This is a genomic window from Aeromonas sp. FDAARGOS 1410 (genome assembly GCF_019048745.1).
Taxonomy (GTDB): domain Bacteria; phylum Pseudomonadota; class Gammaproteobacteria; order Enterobacterales; family Aeromonadaceae; genus Aeromonas; species Aeromonas jandaei.
This window is the reverse complement of the sequence record NZ_CP077401.1, coordinates 4,218,619-4,240,543: the sequence shown is the minus strand read 5'-3', so window position 1 is coordinate 4,240,543 and position 21,925 is coordinate 4,218,619. Positions and strand designations below refer to the sequence as shown.

24 protein-coding genes are annotated in these 21,925 nt (G+C 60.9%); 8 read left to right on the top strand and 16 right to left on the bottom strand.

All coding sequences use genetic code 11. The annotated features are described in order from the left end of the window. Window positions 1-499: 499 nt before the first annotated feature. The 6 genes from pcnB (at window position 500) to I6L40_RS19625 (ending at window position 6,159) form a co-directional block, all read left to right on the top strand. Window positions 500-1,990 carry a polynucleotide adenylyltransferase PcnB gene (pcnB, locus tag I6L40_RS19650; RefSeq protein ID WP_043849917.1) on the top strand — a complete coding sequence of 497 codons (1,491 nt, stop codon included), beginning with the start codon at window positions 500-502 and terminating at the stop codon, window positions 1,988-1,990. An 11-nt stretch (window positions 1,991-2,001) separates the two neighbouring features. Continuing rightward, entirely contained in the window at window positions 2,002-2,511 is a 510-nt protein-coding gene (folK, locus tag I6L40_RS19645; protein ID WP_042030454.1) for a 2-amino-4-hydroxy-6-hydroxymethyldihydropteridine diphosphokinase, read from the top strand. Further along, a complete protein-coding gene (gene panB / locus I6L40_RS19640) occupies window positions 2,508-3,302 on the top strand; it encodes a 3-methyl-2-oxobutanoate hydroxymethyltransferase (RefSeq protein ID WP_041210224.1) in 795 nt (264 codons plus the stop codon). The genes folK and panB overlap by 4 nt, the downstream gene beginning before the upstream one ends. Before the next feature lie 104 nt (window positions 3,303-3,406). Then, the gene (panC, locus tag I6L40_RS19635; protein ID WP_043849920.1) at window positions 3,407-4,264 is read left to right on the top strand and encodes a pantoate--beta-alanine ligase; all 858 of its coding nucleotides are present in this window, start codon (window positions 3,407-3,409) and stop codon (window positions 4,262-4,264) included. A gap of 24 nt (window positions 4,265-4,288) precedes the next feature. Beyond that, window positions 4,289-4,639 carry a putative quinol monooxygenase gene (locus tag I6L40_RS19630; protein WP_041210222.1) on the top strand — a complete coding sequence of 117 codons (351 nt, stop codon included), beginning with the start codon at window positions 4,289-4,291 and terminating at the stop codon, window positions 4,637-4,639. A 152-nt stretch (window positions 4,640-4,791) separates the two neighbouring features. Then, window positions 4,792-6,159 carry a cation:dicarboxylase symporter family transporter gene (locus I6L40_RS19625; protein WP_302054902.1) on the top strand — a complete coding sequence of 456 codons (1,368 nt, stop codon included), beginning with the start codon at window positions 4,792-4,794 and terminating at the stop codon, window positions 6,157-6,159. 64 nt (window positions 6,160-6,223) lie between these two features. Here the strand turns inward: I6L40_RS19625 and I6L40_RS19620 are convergent, their stop codons facing one another. The 8 genes from I6L40_RS19620 to hpt form a co-directional block, all read right to left on the bottom strand. After that, entirely contained in the window at window positions 6,224-6,751 is a 528-nt protein-coding gene (locus I6L40_RS19620; RefSeq protein WP_201909109.1) for a rhodanese-like domain-containing protein, read from the bottom strand. Window positions 6,752-6,755: 4 nt separating this feature from the next. Next, the gene (locus I6L40_RS19615; RefSeq protein WP_216994749.1) at window positions 6,756-7,193 is read right to left on the bottom strand and encodes a MauE/DoxX family redox-associated membrane protein; all 438 of its coding nucleotides are present in this window, start codon (window positions 7,191-7,193) and stop codon (window positions 6,756-6,758) included. Then, on the bottom strand, window positions 7,190-7,498 hold the full coding sequence (locus I6L40_RS19610) for a DUF3343 domain-containing protein (protein WP_120415445.1): 309 nt from the start codon (window positions 7,496-7,498) through the stop codon (window positions 7,190-7,192). Before I6L40_RS19610 ends, I6L40_RS19615 begins: the two co-directional genes overlap by 4 nt. Further along, window positions 7,495-8,277 (bottom strand): acyl-CoA dehydratase activase, encoded by a 783-nt coding sequence (locus I6L40_RS19605; RefSeq protein ID WP_216994748.1) that lies wholly within the window; start codon window positions 8,275-8,277, stop codon window positions 7,495-7,497. Before I6L40_RS19605 ends, I6L40_RS19610 begins: the two co-directional genes overlap by 4 nt. Before the next feature lie 9 nt (window positions 8,278-8,286). Next, window positions 8,287-9,438: a double-cubane-cluster-containing anaerobic reductase gene (locus I6L40_RS19600; protein WP_071912737.1), complete on the bottom strand. Its 1,152-nt coding sequence runs from the start codon at window positions 9,436-9,438 to the stop codon at window positions 8,287-8,289. 226 nt (window positions 9,439-9,664) lie between these two features. Beyond that, entirely contained in the window at window positions 9,665-10,438 is a 774-nt protein-coding gene (locus I6L40_RS19595; RefSeq protein ID WP_041210215.1) for an ABC transporter permease, read from the bottom strand. After that, the gene (locus tag I6L40_RS19590) at window positions 10,435-11,352 is read right to left on the bottom strand and encodes an ABC transporter ATP-binding protein (RefSeq protein ID WP_042030466.1); all 918 of its coding nucleotides are present in this window, start codon (window positions 11,350-11,352) and stop codon (window positions 10,435-10,437) included. The genes I6L40_RS19595 and I6L40_RS19590 overlap by 4 nt, the downstream gene beginning before the upstream one ends. Before the next feature lie 108 nt (window positions 11,353-11,460). After that, complete coding sequence (gene hpt / locus I6L40_RS19585) at window positions 11,461-11,991, bottom strand: hypoxanthine phosphoribosyltransferase (RefSeq protein ID WP_005343302.1); 531 nt, start codon at window positions 11,989-11,991, stop codon at window positions 11,461-11,463. Between the two features lie 201 nt (window positions 11,992-12,192). On the opposite strand from hpt, the gene I6L40_RS19580 reads away from it, so the two are divergent. Then, complete coding sequence (locus I6L40_RS19580) at window positions 12,193-12,807, top strand: TetR/AcrR family transcriptional regulator (protein ID WP_041210213.1); 615 nt, start codon at window positions 12,193-12,195, stop codon at window positions 12,805-12,807. Window positions 12,808-12,875: 68 nt separating this feature from the next. On the opposite strand, the gene I6L40_RS19575 is transcribed toward I6L40_RS19580, so the two are convergent. Then, window positions 12,876-13,487: a flavin prenyltransferase UbiX gene (locus I6L40_RS19575; RefSeq protein ID WP_071912739.1), complete on the bottom strand. Its 612-nt coding sequence runs from the start codon at window positions 13,485-13,487 to the stop codon at window positions 12,876-12,878. Then, entirely contained in the window at window positions 13,484-14,854 is a 1,371-nt protein-coding gene (mpl, locus tag I6L40_RS19570) for a UDP-N-acetylmuramate:L-alanyl-gamma-D-glutamyl-meso-diaminopimelate ligase (protein WP_216994747.1), read from the bottom strand. Before mpl ends, I6L40_RS19575 begins: the two co-directional genes overlap by 4 nt. A gap of 196 nt (window positions 14,855-15,050) precedes the next feature. On the opposite strand from mpl, the gene I6L40_RS19565 reads away from it, so the two are divergent. Beyond that, entirely contained in the window at window positions 15,051-15,752 is a 702-nt protein-coding gene (locus I6L40_RS19565) for a phosphatase PAP2 family protein (protein WP_071912743.1), read from the top strand. 69 nt (window positions 15,753-15,821) lie between these two features. Here I6L40_RS19565 and galE read toward each other — a convergent pair whose 3' ends face one another. The 6 genes from galE to I6L40_RS19535 form a co-directional block, all read right to left on the bottom strand. Next, window positions 15,822-16,835 (bottom strand): UDP-glucose 4-epimerase GalE, encoded by a 1,014-nt coding sequence (gene galE / locus I6L40_RS19560; RefSeq protein WP_071912744.1) that lies wholly within the window; start codon window positions 16,833-16,835, stop codon window positions 15,822-15,824. Between the two features lie 85 nt (window positions 16,836-16,920). Next, a complete protein-coding gene (locus I6L40_RS19555) occupies window positions 16,921-17,928 on the bottom strand; it encodes a hybrid-cluster NAD(P)-dependent oxidoreductase (RefSeq protein ID WP_071912746.1) in 1,008 nt (335 codons plus the stop codon). Between the two features lie 82 nt (window positions 17,929-18,010). After that, window positions 18,011-19,660 carry a hydroxylamine reductase gene (gene hcp / locus I6L40_RS19550; protein ID WP_216994746.1) on the bottom strand — a complete coding sequence of 550 codons (1,650 nt, stop codon included), beginning with the start codon at window positions 19,658-19,660 and terminating at the stop codon, window positions 18,011-18,013. A 205-nt stretch (window positions 19,661-19,865) separates the two neighbouring features. Next, window positions 19,866-20,333: a Dps family protein gene (locus I6L40_RS19545; RefSeq protein ID WP_033113084.1), complete on the bottom strand. Its 468-nt coding sequence runs from the start codon at window positions 20,331-20,333 to the stop codon at window positions 19,866-19,868. Between the two features lie 152 nt (window positions 20,334-20,485). Next, the gene (locus I6L40_RS19540) at window positions 20,486-21,367 is read right to left on the bottom strand and encodes an N-acetylmuramoyl-L-alanine amidase (RefSeq protein WP_071912843.1); all 882 of its coding nucleotides are present in this window, start codon (window positions 21,365-21,367) and stop codon (window positions 20,486-20,488) included. 30 nt (window positions 21,368-21,397) lie between these two features. Continuing rightward, window positions 21,398-21,877 (bottom strand): DUF1456 family protein, encoded by a 480-nt coding sequence (locus tag I6L40_RS19535; RefSeq protein ID WP_071912845.1) that lies wholly within the window; start codon window positions 21,875-21,877, stop codon window positions 21,398-21,400. Window positions 21,878-21,925: the final 48 nt, after the last annotated feature.

Genomic DNA, 21,925 nt, shown 5'->3' with positions numbered 1-21,925 from the left:
GAAGCGCTGCGCGAGTCAGCTTGAACAGATCGGGCGCAGGCTTTCGAGAGCAGGCAAGAGAGAACAACGGACCCTGCGCCGCGGATCCGGTTAGGTATAAGGTTAAATTGGGTCATTTCCCGAAAAGCCATAAATTAAATTTATAGTGACGGGGTTGGTGCCATAGCCGCCTTGTTGCCGTGCGGGCAGCCCTTAAAACGGCAATGGCCGGTTTGATGGCAGTGAATGGCCGCTATTTTTCCGGCAACGCCGATTCAAACGGGATCAATTGCCGTCACGGTTTTTCATTTGGTCAGGTGTGAGCTATCGGAATAGACCGCTATTTTTCCGGCAACGCCGATTCAAACGGGATCAATTGCCGTCACGGTTTTTCATTTGGTTAGGCGTGAGCTATGGGAATAGACCGCTATTTTTTCCGGCAACGCCGATTCAAACGGGATCAATTGCCGTCACGGTTTTTCATTTGGTTAGGCGTGAGCTATGATAGGCCGCTATTTTTTTGGCCTCCCGTCAATTTGAAGTCATAACGAGGTGTACCATTTTTTCCCAGATCGCAAACTTTTGCCGCAAAGTGCTCGGCAAGGATGAGGGCGAGCAGTCGGCGGAGTCCCCCATTCCGGCCCGTGTTGCCGGACAACGTCGAACCCTGAGTCGTGACCAGCACCCGATTTCGCGCAAAGAGATCAGCGAGAATGCACTCAAGGTGCTCTATCGCCTGAACAAGGGCGGCTACGAAGCCTACCTGGTCGGCGGCGGAGTCCGGGATCTGCTGCTCGGGAAGACGCCCAAGGATTTCGACATCGCCACCGATGCGACGCCGGAGCAGATCAAGGCGCTGTTCAGCAACTGCCGTCTGATTGGCCGCCGCTTCCGCCTGGCCCACATTGTCTTTGGTCGTGACGTGATCGAAGTGGCCACCTTCCGCGGTCACCACCATCAGGTCAATACCAGCAAACATGTGTCGGCCCAGTCCGATGAAGGGATGCTGCTGCGCGACAACGTCTACGGCACCATCGAAGAGGATGCCGAGCGCCGTGACTTTACCGTCAACGCCCTCTACTACAGCGCCAAGGATTTCACCCTGCACGATTTCGAGGGCGGGCTGGAAGATTTGGCCGAGCGCAAGCTGGAGCTCATTGGCGATCCCGAAACCCGCTACCGCGAAGATCCGGTGCGGATGCTGCGCGCTGTGCGTTTCGCCGCCAAGCTCGACATGACCATCAGCCCGCGCACCGCTGCCCCCATCAGGGAGCTGGCGCCGCTGCTGCAGGATATTCCGGCGGCCCGCCTGTTTGAGGAGACCCTCAAGCTGTTCCTGGCTGGCGATGCCCTGACTACCTACAAGCTGCTGCGCGAGTACGGCCTGTTCCAGCAGCTCTTCCCGCAAGTGGCTGCGCTGTTTACCCCGCACGGCAACTCGCCTTACGAGCAGTTTATCGAGCAGGCGCTGATCGATACCGACACTCGCGTTCGTGAAGATAAACGCGTCACCCCCGCCTTCCTCTACGCCACCCTGCTGTGGGGCTGCGTCGAGGCCCGTGGTCGGGTGCTGGAGAACGAGAGCGGCCTGCCCTGGTATGACGCCTTCATGCTGGCGATCAACGAGGTGCTCGACAATCAGGTGCGGATCATCGCCGTTCCCCGCCGTTTCACCACAGATGTCCGCGATATCTGGGCACTGCAACAGCGGCTGACCCGTCGTCAGGGCAAGCACCCCGAGCGCGCCATGGAGCACCCCAAGTTCCGTGCGGCGTTCGACTTCCTGTTGCTGCGCAACCGGGTCGAGCGCGGTCTCGGCGAGCTGGCCAGTTGGTGGGAGCGCTATGTCGCCTCCAACCCTGATGTCCGCCCGCAGCTGCAACGGGAAGCGACCCGTCGCCCGGCCAGCGGTGAGCGCGGTGAGAGCCGTAGCCACGATGGCGAGAAGCGCAGCAGCAACAGCCGCAATCGTCGCCGCCCGCGCCGTCGCAAGCCGAAAGCGGCCGAGTGATCGCAGACGTGATGACCGAGGTCTTCATCGCCATTGGCTCCAACCTGTCTGACCCGCTCGGTCAGGCGCGCCGCGCGGTCGCCGCGCTGGCGACCTTGCCGGAATCAGTGCTGGTGCAGGCCTCGTCGTTTTACAGCAGCCGCCCGATGGGGCCTGCTGATCAGCCGGACTACGTCAATGCCGTGGCCCGGCTCAACACCCGGCTGACGCCGCTGGCGCTGCTGGATCAACTACAAAAAATCGAGCTGGAACAGGGACGTGTGCGCAAAGAGGAGCGGTGGGGGCCCAGAACCCTGGATCTCGATCTGCTGCTCTTTGGCGATCAGGTGATCAACCACGAGCGCCTGATCGTTCCCCATTACGGCATGAAGGAGCGGGAGTTCGTGCTGCTGCCCCTGGCCGAAATCGCGCCCGCTCTGGTGCTGCCCTGCGGCACCCCGCTCGCACAACTGGTTGCCCGCTGCCCGGGCAATGATCTCGCCATCATTGCGCCGAGTGCAGACGTACAGGAGCCTTTATGAGCAAGATCACCACCGCCAGCCTGCTGAAGATGAAGCAGGATGGTCAAAAGTTCACCGCCATCACCGCCTATGATGCCACTTTTGCCAAGCTGTTCGACGACGAGGGGGCCCATGTGCTGCTCATCGGCGATTCGCTGGGCATGGTGCTGCAAGGGGGTCAGGATACCCTGGCGGTCAACATGGATGAGATGGTCTATCACACCCGCTGTGTGGCTCGCGGTGCCAGCAATGCGCTGATCATCGCCGACATGCCCTTCATGAGTTACGCCACCCCCGAGCAGACTTACCAGAACGCCGCCCGCCTGATGGCAGCCGGTGCCCGCATGGTCAAGATGGAAGGGGGCGACTGGCTGTGCGACTCCATCCGCCACCTCACCCGCAACGGGGTGCCGGTGTGCGGTCACCTCGGCCTCACCCCGCAATCCGTCCACGTCTTTGGCGGCTTCAAGGTGCAGGGGCGCGACGAGTTCCAGGCCCAGGAGATCTACCGTCAGGCCCTCGAGCTGCAGGCGGCCGGTATCCAGCTGCTGGTGCTCGAGTGTGTGCCGAGCTCGCTTGCCGAGCGGATCAGCAAGGCGCTGCGCATCCCGGTGATCGGCATTGGTGCCGGCCCTGCGACCGACGGTCAAATTCTGGTGATGCACGACGCCTTTGGCGTCACCTCCGGCTATGTGCCCAAGTTCACCAAGAACTTCCTGGCCGAGACCGGTGACGTGCGTGCCGCCGTGCGCCTCTATGTGCAGCAGGTGAGCGAGGGGAGTTTCCCCGGCCCGGAACACTGCTTCAACTGATGTGATGCCCTATCGATGAGAGCGGGGGCCAGTGCCCCCGTTTCGTCATCCTGTCAGGCTGATGTAACCCGTATCTTTTTGATTCATCTGAAGGTGAACTGCCGATGTTGGTTGTTAACAATCCTGCCGCTCTGCGTGAGCAGATCTCTCAATGGCGCCGTGAAGGGCGTGCCATCGCATTCGTGCCCACCATGGGCAATCTGCATCAGGGCCACCTGACGCTGGTGAAAGAGGCGCACAGCCACGCCGAGAAGGTGGTGGTCAGCATCTTCGTCAACCCGATGCAGTTCGACAAGGCCGAGGATCTTGCCAACTACCCGCGCACTCTGGAGCAGGATTGCGCTGCGCTGGAAGCGGCCGGGGTCGATATGGTGTTCACCCCGACCCCGGAGATCATGTATCCGCAGGGGCTGGCCAGCCAGACCTTCGTCGAGGTGCCGGGTCTCTCCAATCTGCTGGAGGGGGCGCTGCGTCCGGGTCACTTCCGCGGGGTCAGCACTGTCGTCACCAAGCTGTTCAATCTGGTACAGCCGGATGTGGCCTGCTTTGGCCAGAAGGATTACCAGCAGCTGGCGCTCATTCGCAAGATGGTGGCCGACATGGCGATGCCCATCGAGATCGTCGGCGTGCCGACCGTGCGGGCCGAAGACGGGCTGGCGCTCTCTTCGCGTAACGGCTACCTGACTGCTGCCGAGCGGGCCATTGCCCCCGAGCTGGCGCGCACCATGAACTGGATCGCCGAGCAGATCGAAGCGGGTGATCACCACCTGCCCTCCTTGGTGGCGCAGGCCAGCCAGCGCCTCGACAACGCCGGTTTTCGCACCGATGCCATCGACATCGTCGATGCCGCCAACCTCGAAGCGGCTACCGACGAGAGCGAGCAGCTGGTGATCCTGATGGCTGCTTATCTCGGCAAGGCCCGTCTTATCGACAACCGGGTGGTCACGCTACAGCAAGCCTGAGCGAGTCGCCCACAGGAGGATCTCATGTCCAAGAAGGTTTATTGCATCGCCCAATTCCTGCCGAAAGCTGGTCAGGAGCAGGCCCTGTTTCAGGTGTTGCAGGCACTGGAGCCCAACACCCTGCGTGAGGATGGCTGCCTGCAATATCGGGTAACCCGCCACATCGCCAGCCCGTTTGCCGAGGGGGAGAGCTTTCCCATCGTGTTCAACGAGATATGGCAAGATATGGCCTCTTTCGAGGCGCACTGCCAGCGCGCCGAGATCAAGGCTTTCTTCGAGCGTTACTGTCTGGCCGACGATGGCCTGGCTGCCAAGTGGAACGTCTGCGTCTATAGCGACGAACCCGAACAGTACGACGCCCCCGTAAAGAAGTAATTCCCCCGATTGTCAGCGGACGCCTTCCCGGGCGTCCGCTGCTTTTTCACGCCTGCACTCTCCTGCATCCCGGCGTTTTGTTCTGCGGCCCTGCCCGCATCCCCCTTTGTTTCAATCCACTCTCGGCCTGATGGCCGCTACAGGTATTCATGATGTTTGTCCTGATTACATCGCTTGTTTTCTGTCTGCTCTGTTTTGCTCTCACCCGGTTACCCTCGGGGTTGCCGCTCTCGCGCAAGGTGCTTGCGGGTCTGCTGCTTGGCGCCCTGTTCGGGCTGGCGCTGCAACTGGGGTGGGGCGCCGATGATGCCGGCGTCCAGCAGACCCTGGAGTGGGTCAATATCATCGGCGGCGGCTATGTCAGCCTGCTCAAGGTGGTGATGATGCCGCTGGTGTTCACCTCGATCCTCTCCGCCATCAACAAGCTGGAGCAGGCCCAGTCACTCGGCAAGATCAGCGCCGTGCTGATCGGCTCCATGCTGACCCTGGTGATGATCGCCGGTGTGGTGGGGATGACGGTGACCCATCTGAGTGGTCTCACTGCCGAGGGGCTGCTGAGCCACGGCAGCGACACGGCTGCGCTGCAACAGAGCATGAGCACCATCGACAGTGCCCAGACTCTGCCGGCCCTGCTGCTCTCGCTGGTGCCCACCAACTTTGCCGCCGATATGGCGGGTAGCCGCGGTCTCTCGGTGATCGGGGTGGTGATCTTCACCGTGCTGGCCGGGGTTGCCCTGCTGCAGTTGAAGGCGGAGCATCCAGAGGCTGGTGCTCGCGCCGCCGTGGCCATCGACACCCTGCAACTGTGGGTGATGAAGATGGTGCGGGTGGTGATTGCGCTCACCCCCTATGGAGTGATGGCGCTGATCGCCCGGGTGGTGGCTCACTATCCCCTGAGCGAGATCCTCAGCCTGCTCGGCTTTATTCTGGTCTGCTACGTCGCCATTCTGGCGATGTTTGCCGTGCACATGGTGATCCTGCTGCTGATCGGTCAGAACCCGCTCCACTATCTGCGGGAAGTGTGGGGCGTGCTCACCTTCGCCTTTATCTCCCGCAGCAGCGCCGCCTCCATCCCGCTCAGCATCGAGACCCAGCAACGTCTTGGCGTGCCCTCCAGCATCGCCAACTTTGCCGCCTCGTTCGGTGCCAACCTCGGCCAGAACGGCTGCGCCGGTATCTATCCGGCCATGATGGTGGCGATGATTGCCCCCATGCTCGGTATCAACCCGTTTGACCCGCTGTTCCTGCTGACTCTGCTGCCGGTGATTGCACTGGGCTCCATCGGGGTGGCAGGCGTCGGCGGTGGTGGCACCTTCGCCGCGCTGATCGTGCTCTCTACCCTCAACTTCCCCATTGCGCTGGTGGGGGTGATGATCGCCATCGAGCCACTGGTGGACATGGGTCGTACCGCCCTCAACGTCAACGGCTCCATCATGGCGGCCATGATCACCAAGCGCCTGCTTGGCGAACAAGCGCAGAGCGATGTCACGGAAGGCGAAGCGTCCCGAGTCGCCAGCTGACAGCCAGTATCGAAATAAGAGAAGCCCGCAGTTGCGGGCTTCTTTTTTGGGGCGAAAGGTCGGGTTACTCGGCCGTGACGGGGTAGCCAGCGCCTTTCCAGGCGAAGATGCCGCCCGGCACCCGATAGACCTGTTGATAGCCCTGATTGACCGCCCAAGCGGCAGCATTGTGGCTGCGGCCGCACTTGACGAAGCCGCAGTAGATCACCACGGGGCGGGCTTTGTCTTCACCCAACAGCGCCTGGAACTGCTCCGGTGTACCGCTTCCCTCGACAATCTCGCTCCAGTTGTCGCCCGCTTTCGCCTCTTTCACGAAGGCAAAGTTCTTGGCACCCGGGATGTGCTCCTTCTTGTAGGAGTCCTCATAGGGCATGGTGTCGATGATCACCAGCTCCTCGCCCTTGTCCATCCGGGTTTTCAGCTCGGCCACGGTCAACAGCTGATAGCCCCCCTGCTGCGCCTCCTGTGCCAGCTGCACAGCCGATTGCTCAAGCTTCACCTCCTGCTCGAACTGGTTGTCGCCACAGCCCGCGAGGGCAAAGCTGGCGGCGATCAGCGAGGCCAGCAGAGTGCGGGATCGCAATGTCATCATGTCACTACTCCTTTGGAACGGGAAAAACGGGGCGGGAGGTTCGCAGCAGGGCGCCCGCAAGCGTCAGTAGCAGCAGATCCCGCACAATGGCCTCCGGCAACGAGCTGAGATCAGCCCTGCCAAGACAGCCGCAAGAGATGTCGAGCCCGATGGCAACGCCATAGCCCAACACCGGAATAAACAGGGCGAGCAGCCCGATCACCAGCCACAATCCCCAGCGCCGGTTGGCGATGACTGCAAGCCCTGCGCAGAGCTCAAGGGCAATCAACCCCCAGGCGGCGAGTGGCAGCAGCGGTGGCCAGATCAGGCCAAAGGCGCCGATCTGCTCGATGAACAGGGCGGGGGAGGCCAGCTTGAACCCGGCGGAGGTGAGGAAGAATCCCCCCAGCGCCAGATTGGCCAGCATGCGCAGATAAATGGCGATGGGATAGCTCTTTATCATCCATGACTCCGACTGCCAGCCACAGGCGTTTGCTTCGCCATGTCCTGACTATCGGCCGGATAACGGGCCAGCTCCTGATAGTCGCCGTCCGCTTCGCAGCGAAAGACGGCGGCGGTTTCACCACTCTGGCACCACTGTTGCCACTCGTCTGGCGGGCAGTGGAGGCGAATGGCGAGTCCACAGCCGGCGCTGAGCAGGCGCGGCACGTCGCAGACCCGAAACTGTTGGCCATGTTGCTCCAGCCGCTTGCGCAGTCTGACTGTGCCGAGGGTGGAGTGGAACAGGTAGAGAAACTCCTGATTCATGATTTGCCTCCCGTGCTGGTGCGCGCGCCGAACAGGGCGGCCCCCAGCGCACCGGCAAACTGGGCGTCCGGGTGAGTGGCGACCTCACAGCCCAACCCTTCGGCCAGATAGTGGCGGAAGGTGGCGCAGTGGCTGACGCCGCCGGTAAAGAGCACGCTCGGTCGGGCGCCGAGGCGGCCGATAAAATTGGCACTGCGCCGGGCCATGGCGCGGACGATGCCGGCCAGGATCGACTCGGCGGGAATGCCCGCCGAGCGCAGGCTGATCGCCTCCGATTCGGCAAACACGGTACACATGCTGCTGATGTCGTGGGGCTCTGCGCCCTCCAACAGCTCGTCGAGCTGCTCGACCCGAGCTCCCAGAGTACGGGTGATCACCTCGAGAAAGCGACCGGTACCGGCGGCGCACTTGTCGTTCATCAGAAAGTCGGTGAGATTGCCCTCGCTATCTAGCTGGATCACCTTGCTGTCCTGCCCGCCGATGTCGATGACGGTGTGTACCGACGGGCAGAGCAGGCGAGCCCCCAGCCCATGGCAGGAGATCTCGGTAACCCGGCGATCGGCGAACGACGCCAGATCGCGGCCATAGCCGGTCAGGGTCAGGTGGGGGCGCTCTGGCAAATCGGCCGAGAGCTCCTCCCAGCCTTGCTCGATGGCGGCCAGCGGACGAAAGGGGGTTGGCACCAGAAAACGGCGGACGATGCGCCCGCCATCATTGTGGTCGAACAGGATCCCCTTGGTCGCGGTGGAGCCCGAGTCAATCCCGATGGAGAGTGACACGGCGCCTCCTCACAGCATTTCGATAAAGGCCGCCAGCCGGGTAGCCAGCTGTCCCTTGTCAGCGCTGGAGTAGTCGGTCTCGACCGCCATGTAGGGGATGCCATGGCGTTCTCGTACGTGACGCTTGATGGCGAGCGACTCCACCGCATAGGTGTGGCAGGCCTGCAGGATCACATCGATCACCCCGTCTGCCTGATACTCCTCCACCATCTGGCTCAGCAGCTTCATGCGCTGGTGGTTGGGGGAGATGCAAGAGCAGCCGATGGCCAGATACTTGTCGGTCAGCGCATCGAACAGGTCACCCTCCTCGCTGACGCACTGCTCGGTCGCCTTGGCGCCGGTGCAGTTCTCGTAACCTACTACCCAGCCGCCGTGTTCCTCGATAAGGCGCACCACCTTGTCGGCCGCGCCGCCGATGGGGCAGCCGGTGATGAGGATGCGCGGGCGGGCATCGAGCCGCTTGCCCTCGGCATACTCGGCCTTGATGCGGCGGGTCATCTCCTGCAGCTCGCTGATGAGCTGCTCCTTGTCGAAGCGGAAGGTGGCGCCATAGACCACCTTGAGCAGGTCGGTGCCGCTCAGCGCCGGCGGGTTGAGCTGACCCAGCCGATAGAAGTCGGCCAGCGCGCGGCGCTCGCGGTTCTTCAGCACGATGGCGTCGCGCAGCGCCTGCTCGCTGATGGGTTGGCCAAACTGCTGCTCCAGCAACTCCTTGAAGCGGACGATTTCGCTGCGCCACAGGGTGCGGGAGGCCTCGTCATCGGCGCGGTTGGGCAATTGCATCACGTGCACCGGTTTGAACTCGGCCATGTACTCGTACATCTTCTTCTTGCCGTCGCAGGTGGTTTCCCCCACCACCAGATCGGAGAAGTAGAAGTAGGGGCACTTGTCGGTCTTGCCGAAACCATAGCTGCTCTTGATCAGCGGGCAGAGGTTGCGGGGCAGATCTTTCTCGGCCTCCTCGATGGTCTCGTCGCTGGTGGAGCAGAGCGATACCACCACCGCGCCGGCGGCCATCGCCACCTCTTGCGGCATGAAGGTGCAGTAGGTGCCGATCAGGGGGATCTGTCGCTCCTTGAGTGCCATCACAGCCAGAAAGCCCTGACGACGGGCATCTGAAAAACTATCGAAAATGGCTGGCAACTCGGTGATAAGTGACATAGGCGATCCTGCCCTGATGAGAGAAATGAAGAGACGGATGCTCCATCAATAACGGCACATCCAACCGCGAGAATTATACCTTTGGGGGTAATTCGAAAATTGCGGTGGATCACAAGGTGTCAGGTAAAGCCTTAATAACAGGCAGGTTATTGCGAAGGGGGCTGGCAGGTTGAAGGAGCTACAGGGGGAATAAAAAACGGGCACCGCGAGGTGCCCGTTCTGGTCATCAGTGGCGCAGACCGGTGCCGCGCGAGATAAGCCACCAGGCCAGACCGTAGAGAGCCACGATGAAGCCGGTGATGATGAGGTAGGCGGTGCCGAGCGGCACGTCGGAGATACCGAGGAAGCCGAAACGGAATGCGTTCACCATGTAGATGATGGGGTTCACCTGGGAGACCCCCTGCCAGAAGGGGGGCAGCAGGCTGATGGAGTAGAACACCCCGCCCAGATAGGTAAGCGGCGTCAGCACGAAGGTGGGGATGATGCTGATGTCGTCGAAGGTCTTGGCAAACACCGCGTTGATGAGGCCACCCAGCGAGAAGAGGATGGCGGTCAGCAGCACGGTCACGCAGACGCTGAACAGATGGTGGATCTGCAGCGGCACGAAGAACAGCGACACCAGGGTGACAATGAGGCCGACGCAGAGGCCGCGCGCCACACCACCGCCCACGTAGCCGGCGATGATGACGTAGTTGGGCACCGGTGCCACCAGCAGCTCCTCCACGTTGCGCTGGAACTTGGCGCTGAAGAAGGAGGAGGCGACGTTGGAGTAGGAGTTGGTGATCACCGACATCATGATGAGGCCGGGCACGATGAACTCCATGTAGGTGAAGCCGCCCATGTCACCGATGCGCGAACCGATCAGGTTGCCGAAGATGACGAAGTAGAGGCTCATGGTGATGGCGGGCGGCACTAGGGTCTGGATCCAGATCCGGGTAAAGCGGCTCACCTCTTTGGCCAGAATGCTCTTGAAGGCGATGTAGTAAGTGGTCAGGTTCATGCTTTTCTCCCCTCTTCGACCAGGGTGACAAACAGCTCTTCCAGCCGGTTGGCCTTGTTGCGCATGCTCAGTACCTGCACCTGCTGGTGTGACAGCTGCTCGAACAGGCTGTTGAGGGACTGGCTCTTGTCGAGATCCACTTCCAGGGTGCGCTCATCTTGCATGCGGCCGTTGAATTCGGGCACGTTTGGTACGGCAGAACCTGGCGCCAGATCGAGCAGGAAGGTCTCGCGGCCCAGCTTGCCCAGCAGGTTTTTCATGCTGGTGTTCTCGATCAGACGACCCTTGTCGATGATGCCGATGTTGCGGCAGAGCATCTCCGCCTCTTCCAGATAGTGGGTGGTGAGAATGATGGTGACCCCCTGCTCGTTGAGATCCTTGAGGAAACTCCACATGGAGCGACGGATCTCGATATCGACCCCGGCGGTCGGTTCATCGAGGATCAGCAGCTTGGGTTCGTGCATCAGGGCGCGGGCGATCATCAACCGGCGCTTCATGCCGCCGGAGAGGGTGCGGGCCGGCATGTCGCGCTTCTCCCACAAATCGAGCTGGCGCAGGTACTTCTCGGCACGAATTTTGGCTTCTGCCTTGGGTACGCCGTAGAAGCCGGCCTGATGGGTGACAATCTGGATCACTTTCTCGAACTGGCTGAAGTTGAACTCCTGCGGCACCAGTCCGAGCTGGGCCTTGGCCTCTTCCAGATGGGTATCGATGTCATAACCGAATACCTTCACCTTGCCGCCACTCTTGTTCACCAGCGAGCTGATGACGCCGATGGTGGTGGACTTGCCCGCCCCGTTGGGGCCGAGCAGGGCGAAGAAATCCCCCTGCTTGACGGTGAGATCGATGCCTTTCAGGGCTTCGACGCCCCCCTGATAGGTCTTTTTCAGGCCGCTGATTTCCAGTGCGTTCATTGCAACCTCTAACTGGCTGAACCCGTCTTGATACAGAAAAGGCGGCCGAGGCCGCCTGAGACAGAAAATGGCGCAGCGCCACCTTGTTCGGTATGTTTTTTAACCTTGTTACTCTTGCGGTACCACTTTGCCGATGAAGGGCAGGTTGCGGTACTTCTGGGCGTAGTCGATGCCGCAGCCGACCACGAATTCATCCGGAATGGCAAAGCCGACCCAGTCAACCGGCACCTGCACTTCGCGGCGGGAGGGTTTGTCCAGCAGGGTGCAGATGGCGAGGGATTTCGGCTCGCGCAGGGAGAGGATCTCGCGCACCTTGTTGAGGGTGTAGCCGGTATCGATGATGTCTTCGACGATCACCACATCCTTGCCCTTGATGTCGTCATCCAGGTCTTTGAGGATACGCACGTCACGGGTGCTGTGCATGCCGGAGCCATAGCTGGAGGCGGTCATAAAATCCAGGGTGATGGGCAGCTGGCACTGACGGCAGAGGTCAGCCAGGAAGACGCAGGAGCCGCGCAGCAGACCGATCATTACGACTTCGTCGGAACCCTGGTAGCGGGCGGTGATCTCTTCACCCAATTTGGCGATCCGGGCGGCTACTTCAGCCTCGGAGATCATCACCTCGACAGTGTGTTTCATCACTTACTCCCATATGGCCAAAGGGAAACTGGCCGTTCATGAACATCAAAACCGATGATTCTACCACCCGTGTCGAGAGGCGCCATATATACGTGGTGCTTTTATCGGCTTATTTTAATTGATAGAGTTAGCAGGCACTCAGGCATGATTAGTTACAATACTATAAACACCATAATCAATAACTATTAGATGATAAAAACTATGGAACCACGCGCAGAAATAAGACGTCGTACCCGGCTGTCGCCGGAGGCTCGTCGCAATCAACTGATGGAATGTGCCATCGAAGTGTTCTCCCGCCGCGGTATCGGTCGTGCTGGTCACGCCGAAATTGCCGAGCAGGCCAAGGTCTCTGTTGCCACCGTCTTCAACTATTTCAACACCCGCGAGGAGTTGGTAGATGAGGTATTGGCCGAGATCGAACGCTTCGTGAACCTGACGTTGTCGCAGGCATACAGCGGCAATGGTTCAATCTTCGACAAGATCAAGCGCCATGTGAGCTTGTCTGTCGATGCGGCCTACGACCAGCCCGATTACGCAGGTATTTGGCTGGAGTGGAGTTCCTCGGTTCGGGAAGAGGTATGGCCTCGCTATACCCGGCTGCTCGATCAGTGCCTTGAGCTGATCGCCAGCGAGCTGCAAACCGCCATGGATGCAGGGGAGATCACCAGCGTGCTGTCGGCACAGGATCTGGCCCGCTCTCTGACCGGTTTTGGCTATGTGATGATGCAGATGATCAATCAACCTCAGCGCCCGGCGCGCGAAGAGGTGACTGATTTCCTGTTCAAGTACGTGACTGCACCTATTCAGGCTTGCTGATACGGCTTAACGAAAAAAGGCGCCCCTCATCGAGGGGCGCCTTTTTTTATCCGGTTTGTCTGGTCAGCTCAGCCGTGGCCATAGCCCCAGCGGCTGGTCAGCTCACGCTCGACACCCAGATGATCGAGGATGCGGGCGACCATAAAATCTACCAGATCCGCGATGCTTTTCGGCTCATGATAGAAGCCCGGCGCGGCGGGCATGATGGTTACCCCGAGGCGGGCCAGTTTCAGCATGTTCTCCAGATGGATCGCCGAGAAGGGACTCTCACGGGGCACCAGGATCAGCTGGCCGCGCTCCTTGATCACCACATCCGCCGCCCGCTCCAGCAGGTTGTCGGAAGTGCCGTTGGCAATGGCCGAGACGGTGCCCATTGAGCAGGGGCAGACCACCATCTGCTTGGGGGCCGCCGAGCCGGAGGCGACTGGTGAGAACCACTCCTCCTTGCCGCAGGCGACTATCTGACCCTCTTTGGCGCCATATTGGCGACAGAGATAAGCCGATAGCTCCTTCGGTGAGCCCGGCCACTCCTGCTGTTGCTCGGTCTTGAGTACCACCCGTGCCGCTGAGGAGGCGAGCAGGTAGACCCGATAGTCCGCCTGCACCAGACACTCCAGCAGGCGCAGGGCGTAGGGGGCGCCGGAGGCACCGGTCAGCGCCAGGGTGATCGCTTTGTTCATAGTTCGCCGTGGTAATCCTTGAGGCGGGCGATCAGCTTGTCATGAATGCCGCCGAAGCCGCCGTTGCTCATGATCAGAATATGGTCGCCATCGCGGCTCTCGGCCACCAGCCGGTTGATCAGGGTCTCCAGATCGTTGAACACCTTGGCGGGTCGGGTCATATGGGCCGTTACCTCGCCGAGATCCCAGCCAATGTTGGGCGGCTGGAAGAAGAACACCTCGTCGGCGCCATCGAAGCAGCCGGCCAGCTCCTCCTTGTGAACACCCAGCTTCATGGTGTTGGAGCGTGGCTCCAGCACGGCCAGAATACGGGCTTCACCCACCTTGGCGCGCAGACCGCCGAGGGTGGTCTCGATGGCGGTAGGGTGGTGGGCAAAGTCGTCATAGACGCTGATACCTGCCACTTCGCCCTTGAGCTCCATCCGCCGCTTGGGGGATTTGAACTGGCAGAGGGCCGCTATGCCGTGCTCTACCATGACGCCGGCATGACGGGCGGCAGCGATGGCCATCAGGCCATTGTTGACATTGTGCTCGCCGATGCACTCCCAGCGCACCTCGCCCTGCTTTTCGCCATCCAGCCACACCTCGAAGGCGGAGCCGTCATCGGCCAGCTTGACCGCTTTCCACTTGGCGTCGTCCTGACCCACCAGCTCTACCTCGCTCCAGCAGCCCATCTTGCGCACGGCGGCCAGGTTCTCGTCCCCCTTGGGGAAGAGCACTCGACCGTTGCTCGGTACGGTGCGCATCAGGTGGTGGAACTGGCGCTGGATGGCGGCGAGATCCGGGAAGATATCGGCGTGGTCGAACTCCAGGTTGTTCATCACCAGGGTGCGCGGATGGTAGTGGACGAACTTGGAGCGCTTGTCGAAGAAGGCGCAGTCATACTCGTCCGCTTCGATGACGAAGAAGGGGGCAGAGCCGAGGCGGGCCGAGACCGGGAAGTTGCCCGGCACGCCGCCAATAAGGAAACCGGGCTCCAGCTTGGCGTACTCCAGCACCCAGGCCAGCATGCTGGCGGTGGTGGTCTTGCCGTGGGTGCCGGCAACGGCCAGCACCCAGCGATCTTGCAGCACGTGCTCCAGCAGCCACTGGGGGCCGGAGATGTAGGGCAGATTGCGGTCCAGCACATATTCAACACAGGGGTTGCCGCGGCTCATGGCGTTGCCAATCACCACCAGATCCGGCGCCGGATCAAGCTGGGAAGGGTCATAGCCTTCGGTCAGCTCGATGCCCTGTTGCTCGAGCTGGGTGCTCATGGGGGGATAGACGTTGGCGTCCGAGCCGGTCACCCGGTAACCAAGCTGTTTTGCCAACACCGCCAGACCACCCATAAAGGTGCCGCAGATCCCGAGAATGTGAATATGCATACCGCTTCCTTTCGCAGTAAAGGGAAGTGCGCATTCTAGCAAGGTGACAGAAATTTGGCAGACCCAAGGGGGAGGCTGGCAGGAATTAAGTTGGTGGGGATGGGGCTTGATTTCAGATGAAAGCGCTTTAAAATGCCCCATTTTTGTGACAGCGGTAACATATTTTCGGCCGTTGCCCTTTCCGAGGAGAGTCTGCATGGGCAAGTTTCTGCTTTGCTATCTGGTCGGTGGTCTGGTGGCCATCAGTTGGGCCGCGCTGCCCGCCCATGGTCCCTGGGATCAGTGGGACCTCGCGATTTTTCACACCGTTAACGGCTGGCTCGGGCAGTCGCCTTTGTGGGCCGATCTGGTGGCCATCACCAACAACCGGCTGTTCGATCTGGTGGTGCTTGGCTGCATGGGATTGATCCTGGCTCGCTGTTTCTTTGCCCGTGATATTGCTGGTCGTCGCCAGCTGGTGGCGATGGGCATAGTGATGCTGCTAAGTGCACTGGTGATCAATCAGCTTGGTCACAGATTGCCGGTGGAGCGACCCAGCCCGACCCTGATGGTGGCCGATGCGCTGCGGGTGACCCAGATCAGCGGTATTCCGACCAAGGACTCTTCCGGTGACAGCTTCCCCGGGGATCACGCTCTGTTCCTGATGATCTTCGCCGGCTTTGCTCTGCGCTACCTGCCGCGCTGGGCGGGGATTACTGCGCTGCTGATGGTACCGCTTTTCTCCGCCCCCCGGATTTTCTCCGGCGCGCACTGGTTTACCGATGTCTATGTCGGCGCGCTGGGGCTGGCGACCCTCTGTCTGCCCTGGTTGCTGCTGACGCCGCTGGCGGATCGGCTGATAGGCCGCATCGCCCCCCGATTGGCCCGTGTGCCGTTGCTGCGCAGTCAGACCCACTGATTGAGCGTCGCAAAATAAAACGCCCCGACATCTTCATGTCGGGGCGTTTTGCTATGGCCAGCTCGGGAATTAACCCTGATAGCCGTTGGGGTTCTGGCTTTGCCAGCGCCAGGTATCGATCATCATCTGCTCCAGACCACGCTCTGCCTGCCAGCCCAGCTCGGCACGGGCCTTGTGCGGCTCGGCCCAGCACTCGGCGATGTCGCCCGGGCGACGGGGTTTGATCTGGTAGGGAATGGGTCGGCCGCTGGCCGCTTCAAACGCCCTGATCATCTCCAGCACCGAATAGCCCTGACCGGTGCCCAGGTTATAGGTAAAGACGCCGGTATCCGATTCGATGCGAGCCAGCGCTTTGAGGTGACCGATGGCGAGATCCACCACGTGGATATAGTCGCGCACCCCGGTACCGTCCGGCGTCGGGTAGTCGTTGCCAAACCCCCCCAGCTCCTTGAGCTTGCCCACGCCGACCTGACTGATATAGGGCAGCAGGTTGTTGGGAATGCCATTGGGATCTTCGCCAATCAGACCGCTCTCATGGGCACCGACCGGGTTGAAGTAGCGCAGCAGCACGATGGCCCAGCGGGGATCAGATTTGGCGAGGTCGCGCAGGATCTCTTCGACCATCAGCTTGGAGCGACCATAAGGGTTGGTGGCGCTGGTGGGGAAATCTTCCCGCAGCGGTACCGAGGCCGGATCGCCGTAGACGGTAGCCGAGGAGCTGAATACCAGCCGGAACACGCCGGCCCTGGCCATCTCTTCGCACAGCACCAGGGTGCCGCTGATGTTGTTCTGGTAGTAGGTGAGCGGGATCTGGCTTGACTCACCGACCGCCTTGAGGCCGGCGAAATGGATCACCGACTCGATCTGGTGGGTGGCAAACAGCTGCTGCAGACAAGCTCTGTCCAGCACGTCCCCTTCGACGAAGATGACCGGCTTGCCGGTGATCCGTTCGACCCGCTTGAGTGACACCGGTGAGGAGTTGGAGAGGTTGTCCAGCACCACCACCTGCTGCCCGACGTTCAAGAGTTCAACCAGGGTATGGGAGCCGATATAGCCGGCGCCCCCTGTAACCAGAATTGTCATTTTTTATCCCGTCTTCGACTGAAACTGGGGCTGCGTCTACCTGCCCGGCCCACTCGGGAAAAGCGCGAGATGCCAGGAACGCGCTTCAATAGTCGACGGTGACATCCCCGCTGGCGGTGCAGGAGCAGGCCAGAGCCACCCCGCTCTCGAGATCCTGCGCACTCAGGGTCATCACGCTCTGGCGCTCGATATCGCCTTCCGTGGTGCAGCGGCAGGCACCGCATACCCCGGCGCGGCAGGCAGCCATCATGGTCTCGCCCACAGCTTCCAGCGCTGCCAGCAGGGTCTGGCCCGGCAGGATCTTCACCTTCTTGCCGCTCTTTTTCAGGGTTAGCCAGAAGTGGTCGCTGCTGGTTGCAACTGGCGCCGTACTCGATGTAACCGCCGGCAGACCGAACGACTCCTGGTGCAACTGCGCTTCCGGTAGCCCCAGTTTCGCCAGCATGGTGCAAACTGCGGTCATGTAAGGCGCGGGCCCGCACAGATAGACGTGGCGCGCGAGCAGGTCTGGTGCCAATTCCTTCAACATGTCCGCTGTGAGCCGGCCAACCCAGGGGTGATCTGCAGGGGCCTCTTCCAGAATCAGGGCATGGCGTACACCGGGATGAGCCTCAGCCAGTGCAGCCAGCTCGTCTGCGAAGATCACATCTGCTGGCGAGCGGGCACTGTGAATAAAGCGGATGTCGGCGTCCGGCCGTTTGACCAGCTCGCCCCGCAGCATGGCCCACATGGGGGTGATGCCGGAGCCGGCGCTCAAGAGAAGCGGCCGCTCGCAGGGCAAAGCGGTCAGATTGAAGTCGCCGAAGGGGCCATCCACCCGGATCTCGTCCCCCACTTGCAGGGTCTGGTGCAGATGGTGGGAGACCAACCCCACATCCTTGATGGTGACCTGCCAGCAGGCATCCTGCGGGCTGGAGGAGAGGGTATAGGCGCGGCAGTGAGGCTTGCCATCGATCTCGGTATGCAGGGTGATGCACTGGCCAGCCAGCACGGCTGGCAAGGTTCCCGCCACTGGGGAAAGTCGCCAACTCGCCACGTCGTGGGTATCTGCCCGGCGACCGATGCAGCGCAGGGTCAAAGAGGTGGAGGTCATCGCAAGGCTCCTCTTGCTCGGAAATCGCTTTGAAAAAAGGCGAGCTCAATGGCTCGCCAAACGCTTACAACATGCTGGAATGTCAGGCCGCCAGGATCTCGGCCAAGTCAGCCTCGGCCGTGGTGGTCCCTTTCAGGCCAAACTGTTCCTCCAGCACCTTGAGCAGGGCCGGGGTGAGGAAGGCGGGGGCGGTCGGGCCGGTACGGATGTCCTTCACACCCAGTGCCAGCAGGGTGAGCAGGATGACAATAGCCTTCTGCTCGAACCAGGAGAGCACCAGCGTCAGCGGCAGATCGTTGACGCCGCACTCGAACGCCTCGGAGAGCGCCAGCGCGAGCTGGATGGCGGAGTAGGCATCGTTGCACTGACCCACGTCCAGCAGACGGGGAATGCCGCCGATGTCGCCAAAGTCGAGCTTGTTGAACTTGTACTTGCCGCAGCCCAGCGTGAGCAGCAGGCTGTCGCGTGGCGCAGCCTTGGCAAACTCGGTGAAGTAGGCGCGCTCGGCCTTGTCGCCGTCACAGCCACCCACCAGGAAGAAGTGGCTGATCTCCCCGGCTTTTACCTTCTCAATCACCGCCGGTGCGGCCTGCATCAGGGCATTGCGGGCAAAGCCGATGGTGATGAAGTGCTCCAGCTCGGTGTGCTTGAAGCCTTCCAGTGCTTGCGCCTTGGCGATCACGGCGGAGAAATCATCCCCCTCCAGATGAATGACACCCGGCCAGCCGACGATGGAGCGGGTGAAGATGCGATCCGAGTAGTTGCCCACGTTCGGGTCGATGATGCAGTTGGAGGTCATCACCACGGCGCCCGGGAAGTTGGCAAACTCCTTCTGCTGGTTTTGCCAGGCGGAGCCGTAGTTACCCACCAGATGGGGGTACTGCTTGAAGAAGGGGTAGGCCAGTGCGGGCAGCATCTCGCCGTGGGTGTAGACATGAATGCCGGCCCCCTTGGTCTGCTCCAGAATGAGCTTGAGATCCATCATGTCGTGGCCGGAGACCAGAATGCACTTGCCGGGAATTGGCGTGACCCTGACCTGGGTCGGTTCCGGGTGGCCGAAGGCCCTGGTTTCACCCAGATCCAGCATCTCCATGATTTTGAAGTTGAGCTGGCCGATCTCCATGGCGCAGTTGAACAGACGACCCATTTCGCTCGGATCTGTGCTGAGCCAGCTCATGATACGGTGGAATTCGGCGGCCACCTCGTCACTCTGCTGATCCAGCACCCGGGCGTGCTCCATGTAGGCGGCAGCACCCTTGAGGCCGTAAAGGCAGAGCAGGCGCAGCCCCATGATGTCCTCATTCACCTCGTTCTTGCCCCGATTGGGGGCGGTTGGCGCGGCATGGGCAAGTTGTTCCCGCAGCTCGGCACCGGGTTCGAAGTAAGCGGACTGTGGCAAGTCGTTGACCTGCACCGCCATGGCGGTCAGACGATCGGCCAGCTGCTGGCGATAGGCGAGGGCCTGATTGGCGTAGGCCACGATGCGATTCGAGTCGAAGTTGACGTTGGTGAGGGTGGCGAAGAAGGCCTTGGGCACGAAGGCATCGATCTCGCGGTCGATGACGCCCTGCTCGCGGGCAGCCAGCGCCCAGGCGCTGAGCCCCTGCAAGGTATAAATCAGCACATCCTGCAGATCCGAGGTTTCCGCCGTCTTGCCGCACATACCTTGTGCATAGGCGCAGCCGTTGCCTGCCGGGGTACGAATTGTCTGTTCACATTGCACACAAAACATCATGTCTCTCCTAATTGGACATTTCAGTTGTTTGTTTTGTGGCGATTCTATTCCTACGGCTCTGAACTTAATAGGCATTCAATTTGCCAATTCAATTTTCATTGATGCAGATCAAAAACAAAAAAGCCGCCCAGACAGGGCGGCAAGCGGGTGGATAAAAGGAGAGACAACTCAGGTTTGCAACAAAGCTCACTTCAACAATGGGTCAGGCCAGGTAGGCGCGCAGCATCCAGACCAGTTTCTCCTGCTGCTGCACGTAGTCGGAGAGGATGGAGGCCGTGCCCTCATCACCTGCATCGGCGGCTTGAGCCAGAATGCGGCGCTGAGCCACCAGCAGTTCACGGAAGCTCCCCAGCAGGGATTCGACACAGGCACGACCGTCGTGCAGCCCTTTCTGTTCGGGAATAGCGGAGACCTTGATGTAGTCGCTGAAGCTGTGCAGTGGCACGCTATCCAGGGTCAGGATGCGTTCTGCCAGGGCATCGACTTTCAGCAGCAGGTCGTTGTAAATCTCCTCGAACTTCAGGTGCAGCTCGAAGAACTGGTTGCCACGGATATTCCAGTGGAAGCCGCGGACGTTCATGTAGAGGATCTGGTAGCTGGCCAGCAACTTGTTCAGCTCGGCAGCCAGAGCTTGTGATTGAGCGGTATCAAGACCAATCGGGCTTTTCATCATTCACCTCCAGATAAGGAAATCGGGTTTGACAATCTGTCTTGGAACGAATTCAGATTAACCCCTTGTTATTTGAAGGGATAATCGCTCGTACCTAACAGTTTGATAGCGAGTGGCTATCAAAGCGGGGAGGGAAGTGGTGAAAGGGTGGGCTAGTTTGGGTACTTCTCGAGCAGAGCCATCAGGATGGCCTGACACTCGCTATCCGGCTCGCTATCGACGTTGCCAGCGCGAAAGTGGAGCTGGAAGGCACGCATGACGGCGCGACTCTGCTCGTCCCACTGGCCGCTCTGGGGGAGGCCGTAGCCGTAGCGAGCCAGCTGCTGCTGCCACATGGTGGCACTCCATTCGGGCAGAGGGTTGGCAAGCAGCTCTGCCACCCGGCTTTCATCTGGCCAGGCGCCGACGCCGTACTCCAGATAGAGCTGACGCCAGGGGAAGTGGGGGCCGGGATCCTGCTTGCGCTCGGGGGCGACATCGCTGTGGCCCAGCACCTGGGTCGGCGGGATCCGGTAACGGGCGACCAGCTCCCGACTGAGGGCGCCGACGGCGGCAATCTGCTGCGGGGTATAGGGTTGCCAGCGGCGGGCATCGGGGGCCAGCAGCTCATCTTCCGGCGGATAGCCGAGGTTGACGATCTCGATGCCAAGGGAGCTGGCATTGAGCCCGGCATATTGGTGCCAGCGGCTGCGCCCGGCATGCCAGGCACGCTGGCTATCCGGCACCAGCTGATAGACGGGGAGCGGTGTCTCGCGGCTGTCACGGGGGATCAGGTAGTGGGCGCTCACCTTGTGCTCCGGCTCGGTCAGCAGACGCAGGGAGTGGGCGTCATCCTCGTCGGTGTAGTGAAGGATAAGAAATGCGATCCGCTCGTTCTGGTTGGCGCTCTGATAGCGAGTGGAGAGCTGGTAGCTCTGCTGGTTGCAGCCTTGCAGCAAAGGGCCAAGCAGCGTGCCGAGAAGCAGCGATGCGGCGATGCGCCATCCCCTGACTGCTCGACGTTTGGGCAGTGTGATGGAGAGGCGCTTCGTCATGGCTGCTGGCCTGCCGGTTGAGCGGTGCAGTTAGCTGCGGTATTTGGCGGTGAGGCCGAGCAGGAAGTTGCGCAGGATCTGATCCCCGCAATCCTGATAGTGCTTGTGATCCTTGGAGCGGAACAGGGCGCTCAGCTCGGATTTGGAGAGGTTGAAGTTGGCGAGCTTGAGCGTGCCGAGCATATCCTCTTCTTTGAAGTTGAGGGCGATGCGCAGCTTGCGCAGGATCAGGTTGTTGTTGATCCGGTTTGGCACCACCTGGGGCGGCGCATCTTCCCGCACACCGCGACGGGTGACGATGAGACCGTCGAGGAACTGGCTCAGGGCAGAGTCGGGGCAGGCGGCATAGCCCGCTTCCTGCACTTCTCCCTCTTCGGCCTCTTTCATCAGCCAGCCGTGCAGTTGGGCATGGTCGATGGCCAGATTGCCCTTGGCAAACATCTCGACCATCTCGTCGTTGCTGATGGTGAGGGCGTAGCGCAGGCGGCGCAGAATATCGTTGTTGGTCATGCTGACTCCTGTTTAAACGGCGCAACTTTACCATCTGTCGGCCCCCGC

Excerpts from the sequence above, each read along its gene's own strand:
- galE (WP_071912744.1), bottom strand. The coding sequence starts at position 16,835 with ATGACAATTCTGGTTACAGGGGGCGCCGGCTATATCGGCTCCCATACC.
- I6L40_RS19625 (WP_302054902.1), top strand. The coding sequence starts at position 4,792 with ATGTTTGTCCTGATTACATCGCTTGTTTTCTGTCTGCTCTGTTTTGCT.
- I6L40_RS19595 (WP_041210215.1), bottom strand. The coding sequence starts at position 10,438 with ATGAACCTGACCACTTACTACATCGCCTTCAAGAGCATTCTGGCCAAA.
- I6L40_RS19630 (WP_041210222.1), top strand. The coding sequence starts at position 4,289 with ATGTCCAAGAAGGTTTATTGCATCGCCCAATTCCTGCCGAAAGCTGGT.
- hcp (WP_216994746.1), bottom strand. The coding sequence starts at position 19,660 with ATGTTTTGTGTGCAATGTGAACAGACAATTCGTACCCCGGCAGGCAAC.
- hpt (WP_005343302.1), bottom strand. The coding sequence starts at position 11,991 with ATGAAACACACTGTCGAGGTGATGATCTCCGAGGCTGAAGTAGCCGCC.
- I6L40_RS19540 (WP_071912843.1), bottom strand. The coding sequence starts at position 21,367 with ATGACGAAGCGCCTCTCCATCACACTGCCCAAACGTCGAGCAGTCAGG.
- I6L40_RS19575 (WP_071912739.1), bottom strand. The coding sequence starts at position 13,487 with ATGAACAAAGCGATCACCCTGGCGCTGACCGGTGCCTCCGGCGCCCCC.
- I6L40_RS19590 (WP_042030466.1), bottom strand. The coding sequence starts at position 11,352 with ATGAACGCACTGGAAATCAGCGGCCTGAAAAAGACCTATCAGGGGGGC.
- I6L40_RS19555 (WP_071912746.1), bottom strand. The coding sequence starts at position 17,928 with ATGACCTCCACCTCTTTGACCCTGCGCTGCATCGGTCGCCGGGCAGAT.
- I6L40_RS19535 (WP_071912845.1), bottom strand. The coding sequence starts at position 21,877 with ATGACCAACAACGATATTCTGCGCCGCCTGCGCTACGCCCTCACCATC.
- I6L40_RS19565 (WP_071912743.1), top strand. The coding sequence starts at position 15,051 with ATGGGCAAGTTTCTGCTTTGCTATCTGGTCGGTGGTCTGGTGGCCATC.
- mpl (WP_216994747.1), bottom strand. The coding sequence starts at position 14,854 with ATGCATATTCACATTCTCGGGATCTGCGGCACCTTTATGGGTGGTCTG.
- I6L40_RS19545 (WP_033113084.1), bottom strand. The coding sequence starts at position 20,333 with ATGAAAAGCCCGATTGGTCTTGATACCGCTCAATCACAAGCTCTGGCT.
- I6L40_RS19615 (WP_216994749.1), bottom strand. The coding sequence starts at position 7,193 with ATGATAAAGAGCTATCCCATCGCCATTTATCTGCGCATGCTGGCCAAT.
- panB (WP_041210224.1), top strand. The coding sequence starts at position 2,508 with ATGAGCAAGATCACCACCGCCAGCCTGCTGAAGATGAAGCAGGATGGT.
- I6L40_RS19600 (WP_071912737.1), bottom strand. The coding sequence starts at position 9,438 with ATGTCACTTATCACCGAGTTGCCAGCCATTTTCGATAGTTTTTCAGAT.
- I6L40_RS19610 (WP_120415445.1), bottom strand. The coding sequence starts at position 7,498 with ATGAATCAGGAGTTTCTCTACCTGTTCCACTCCACCCTCGGCACAGTC.
- panC (WP_043849920.1), top strand. The coding sequence starts at position 3,407 with ATGTTGGTTGTTAACAATCCTGCCGCTCTGCGTGAGCAGATCTCTCAA.
- folK (WP_042030454.1), top strand. The coding sequence starts at position 2,002 with ATGACCGAGGTCTTCATCGCCATTGGCTCCAACCTGTCTGACCCGCTC.
- I6L40_RS19620 (WP_201909109.1), bottom strand. The coding sequence starts at position 6,751 with ATGATGACATTGCGATCCCGCACTCTGCTGGCCTCGCTGATCGCCGCC.
- I6L40_RS19580 (WP_041210213.1), top strand. The coding sequence starts at position 12,193 with ATGGAACCACGCGCAGAAATAAGACGTCGTACCCGGCTGTCGCCGGAG.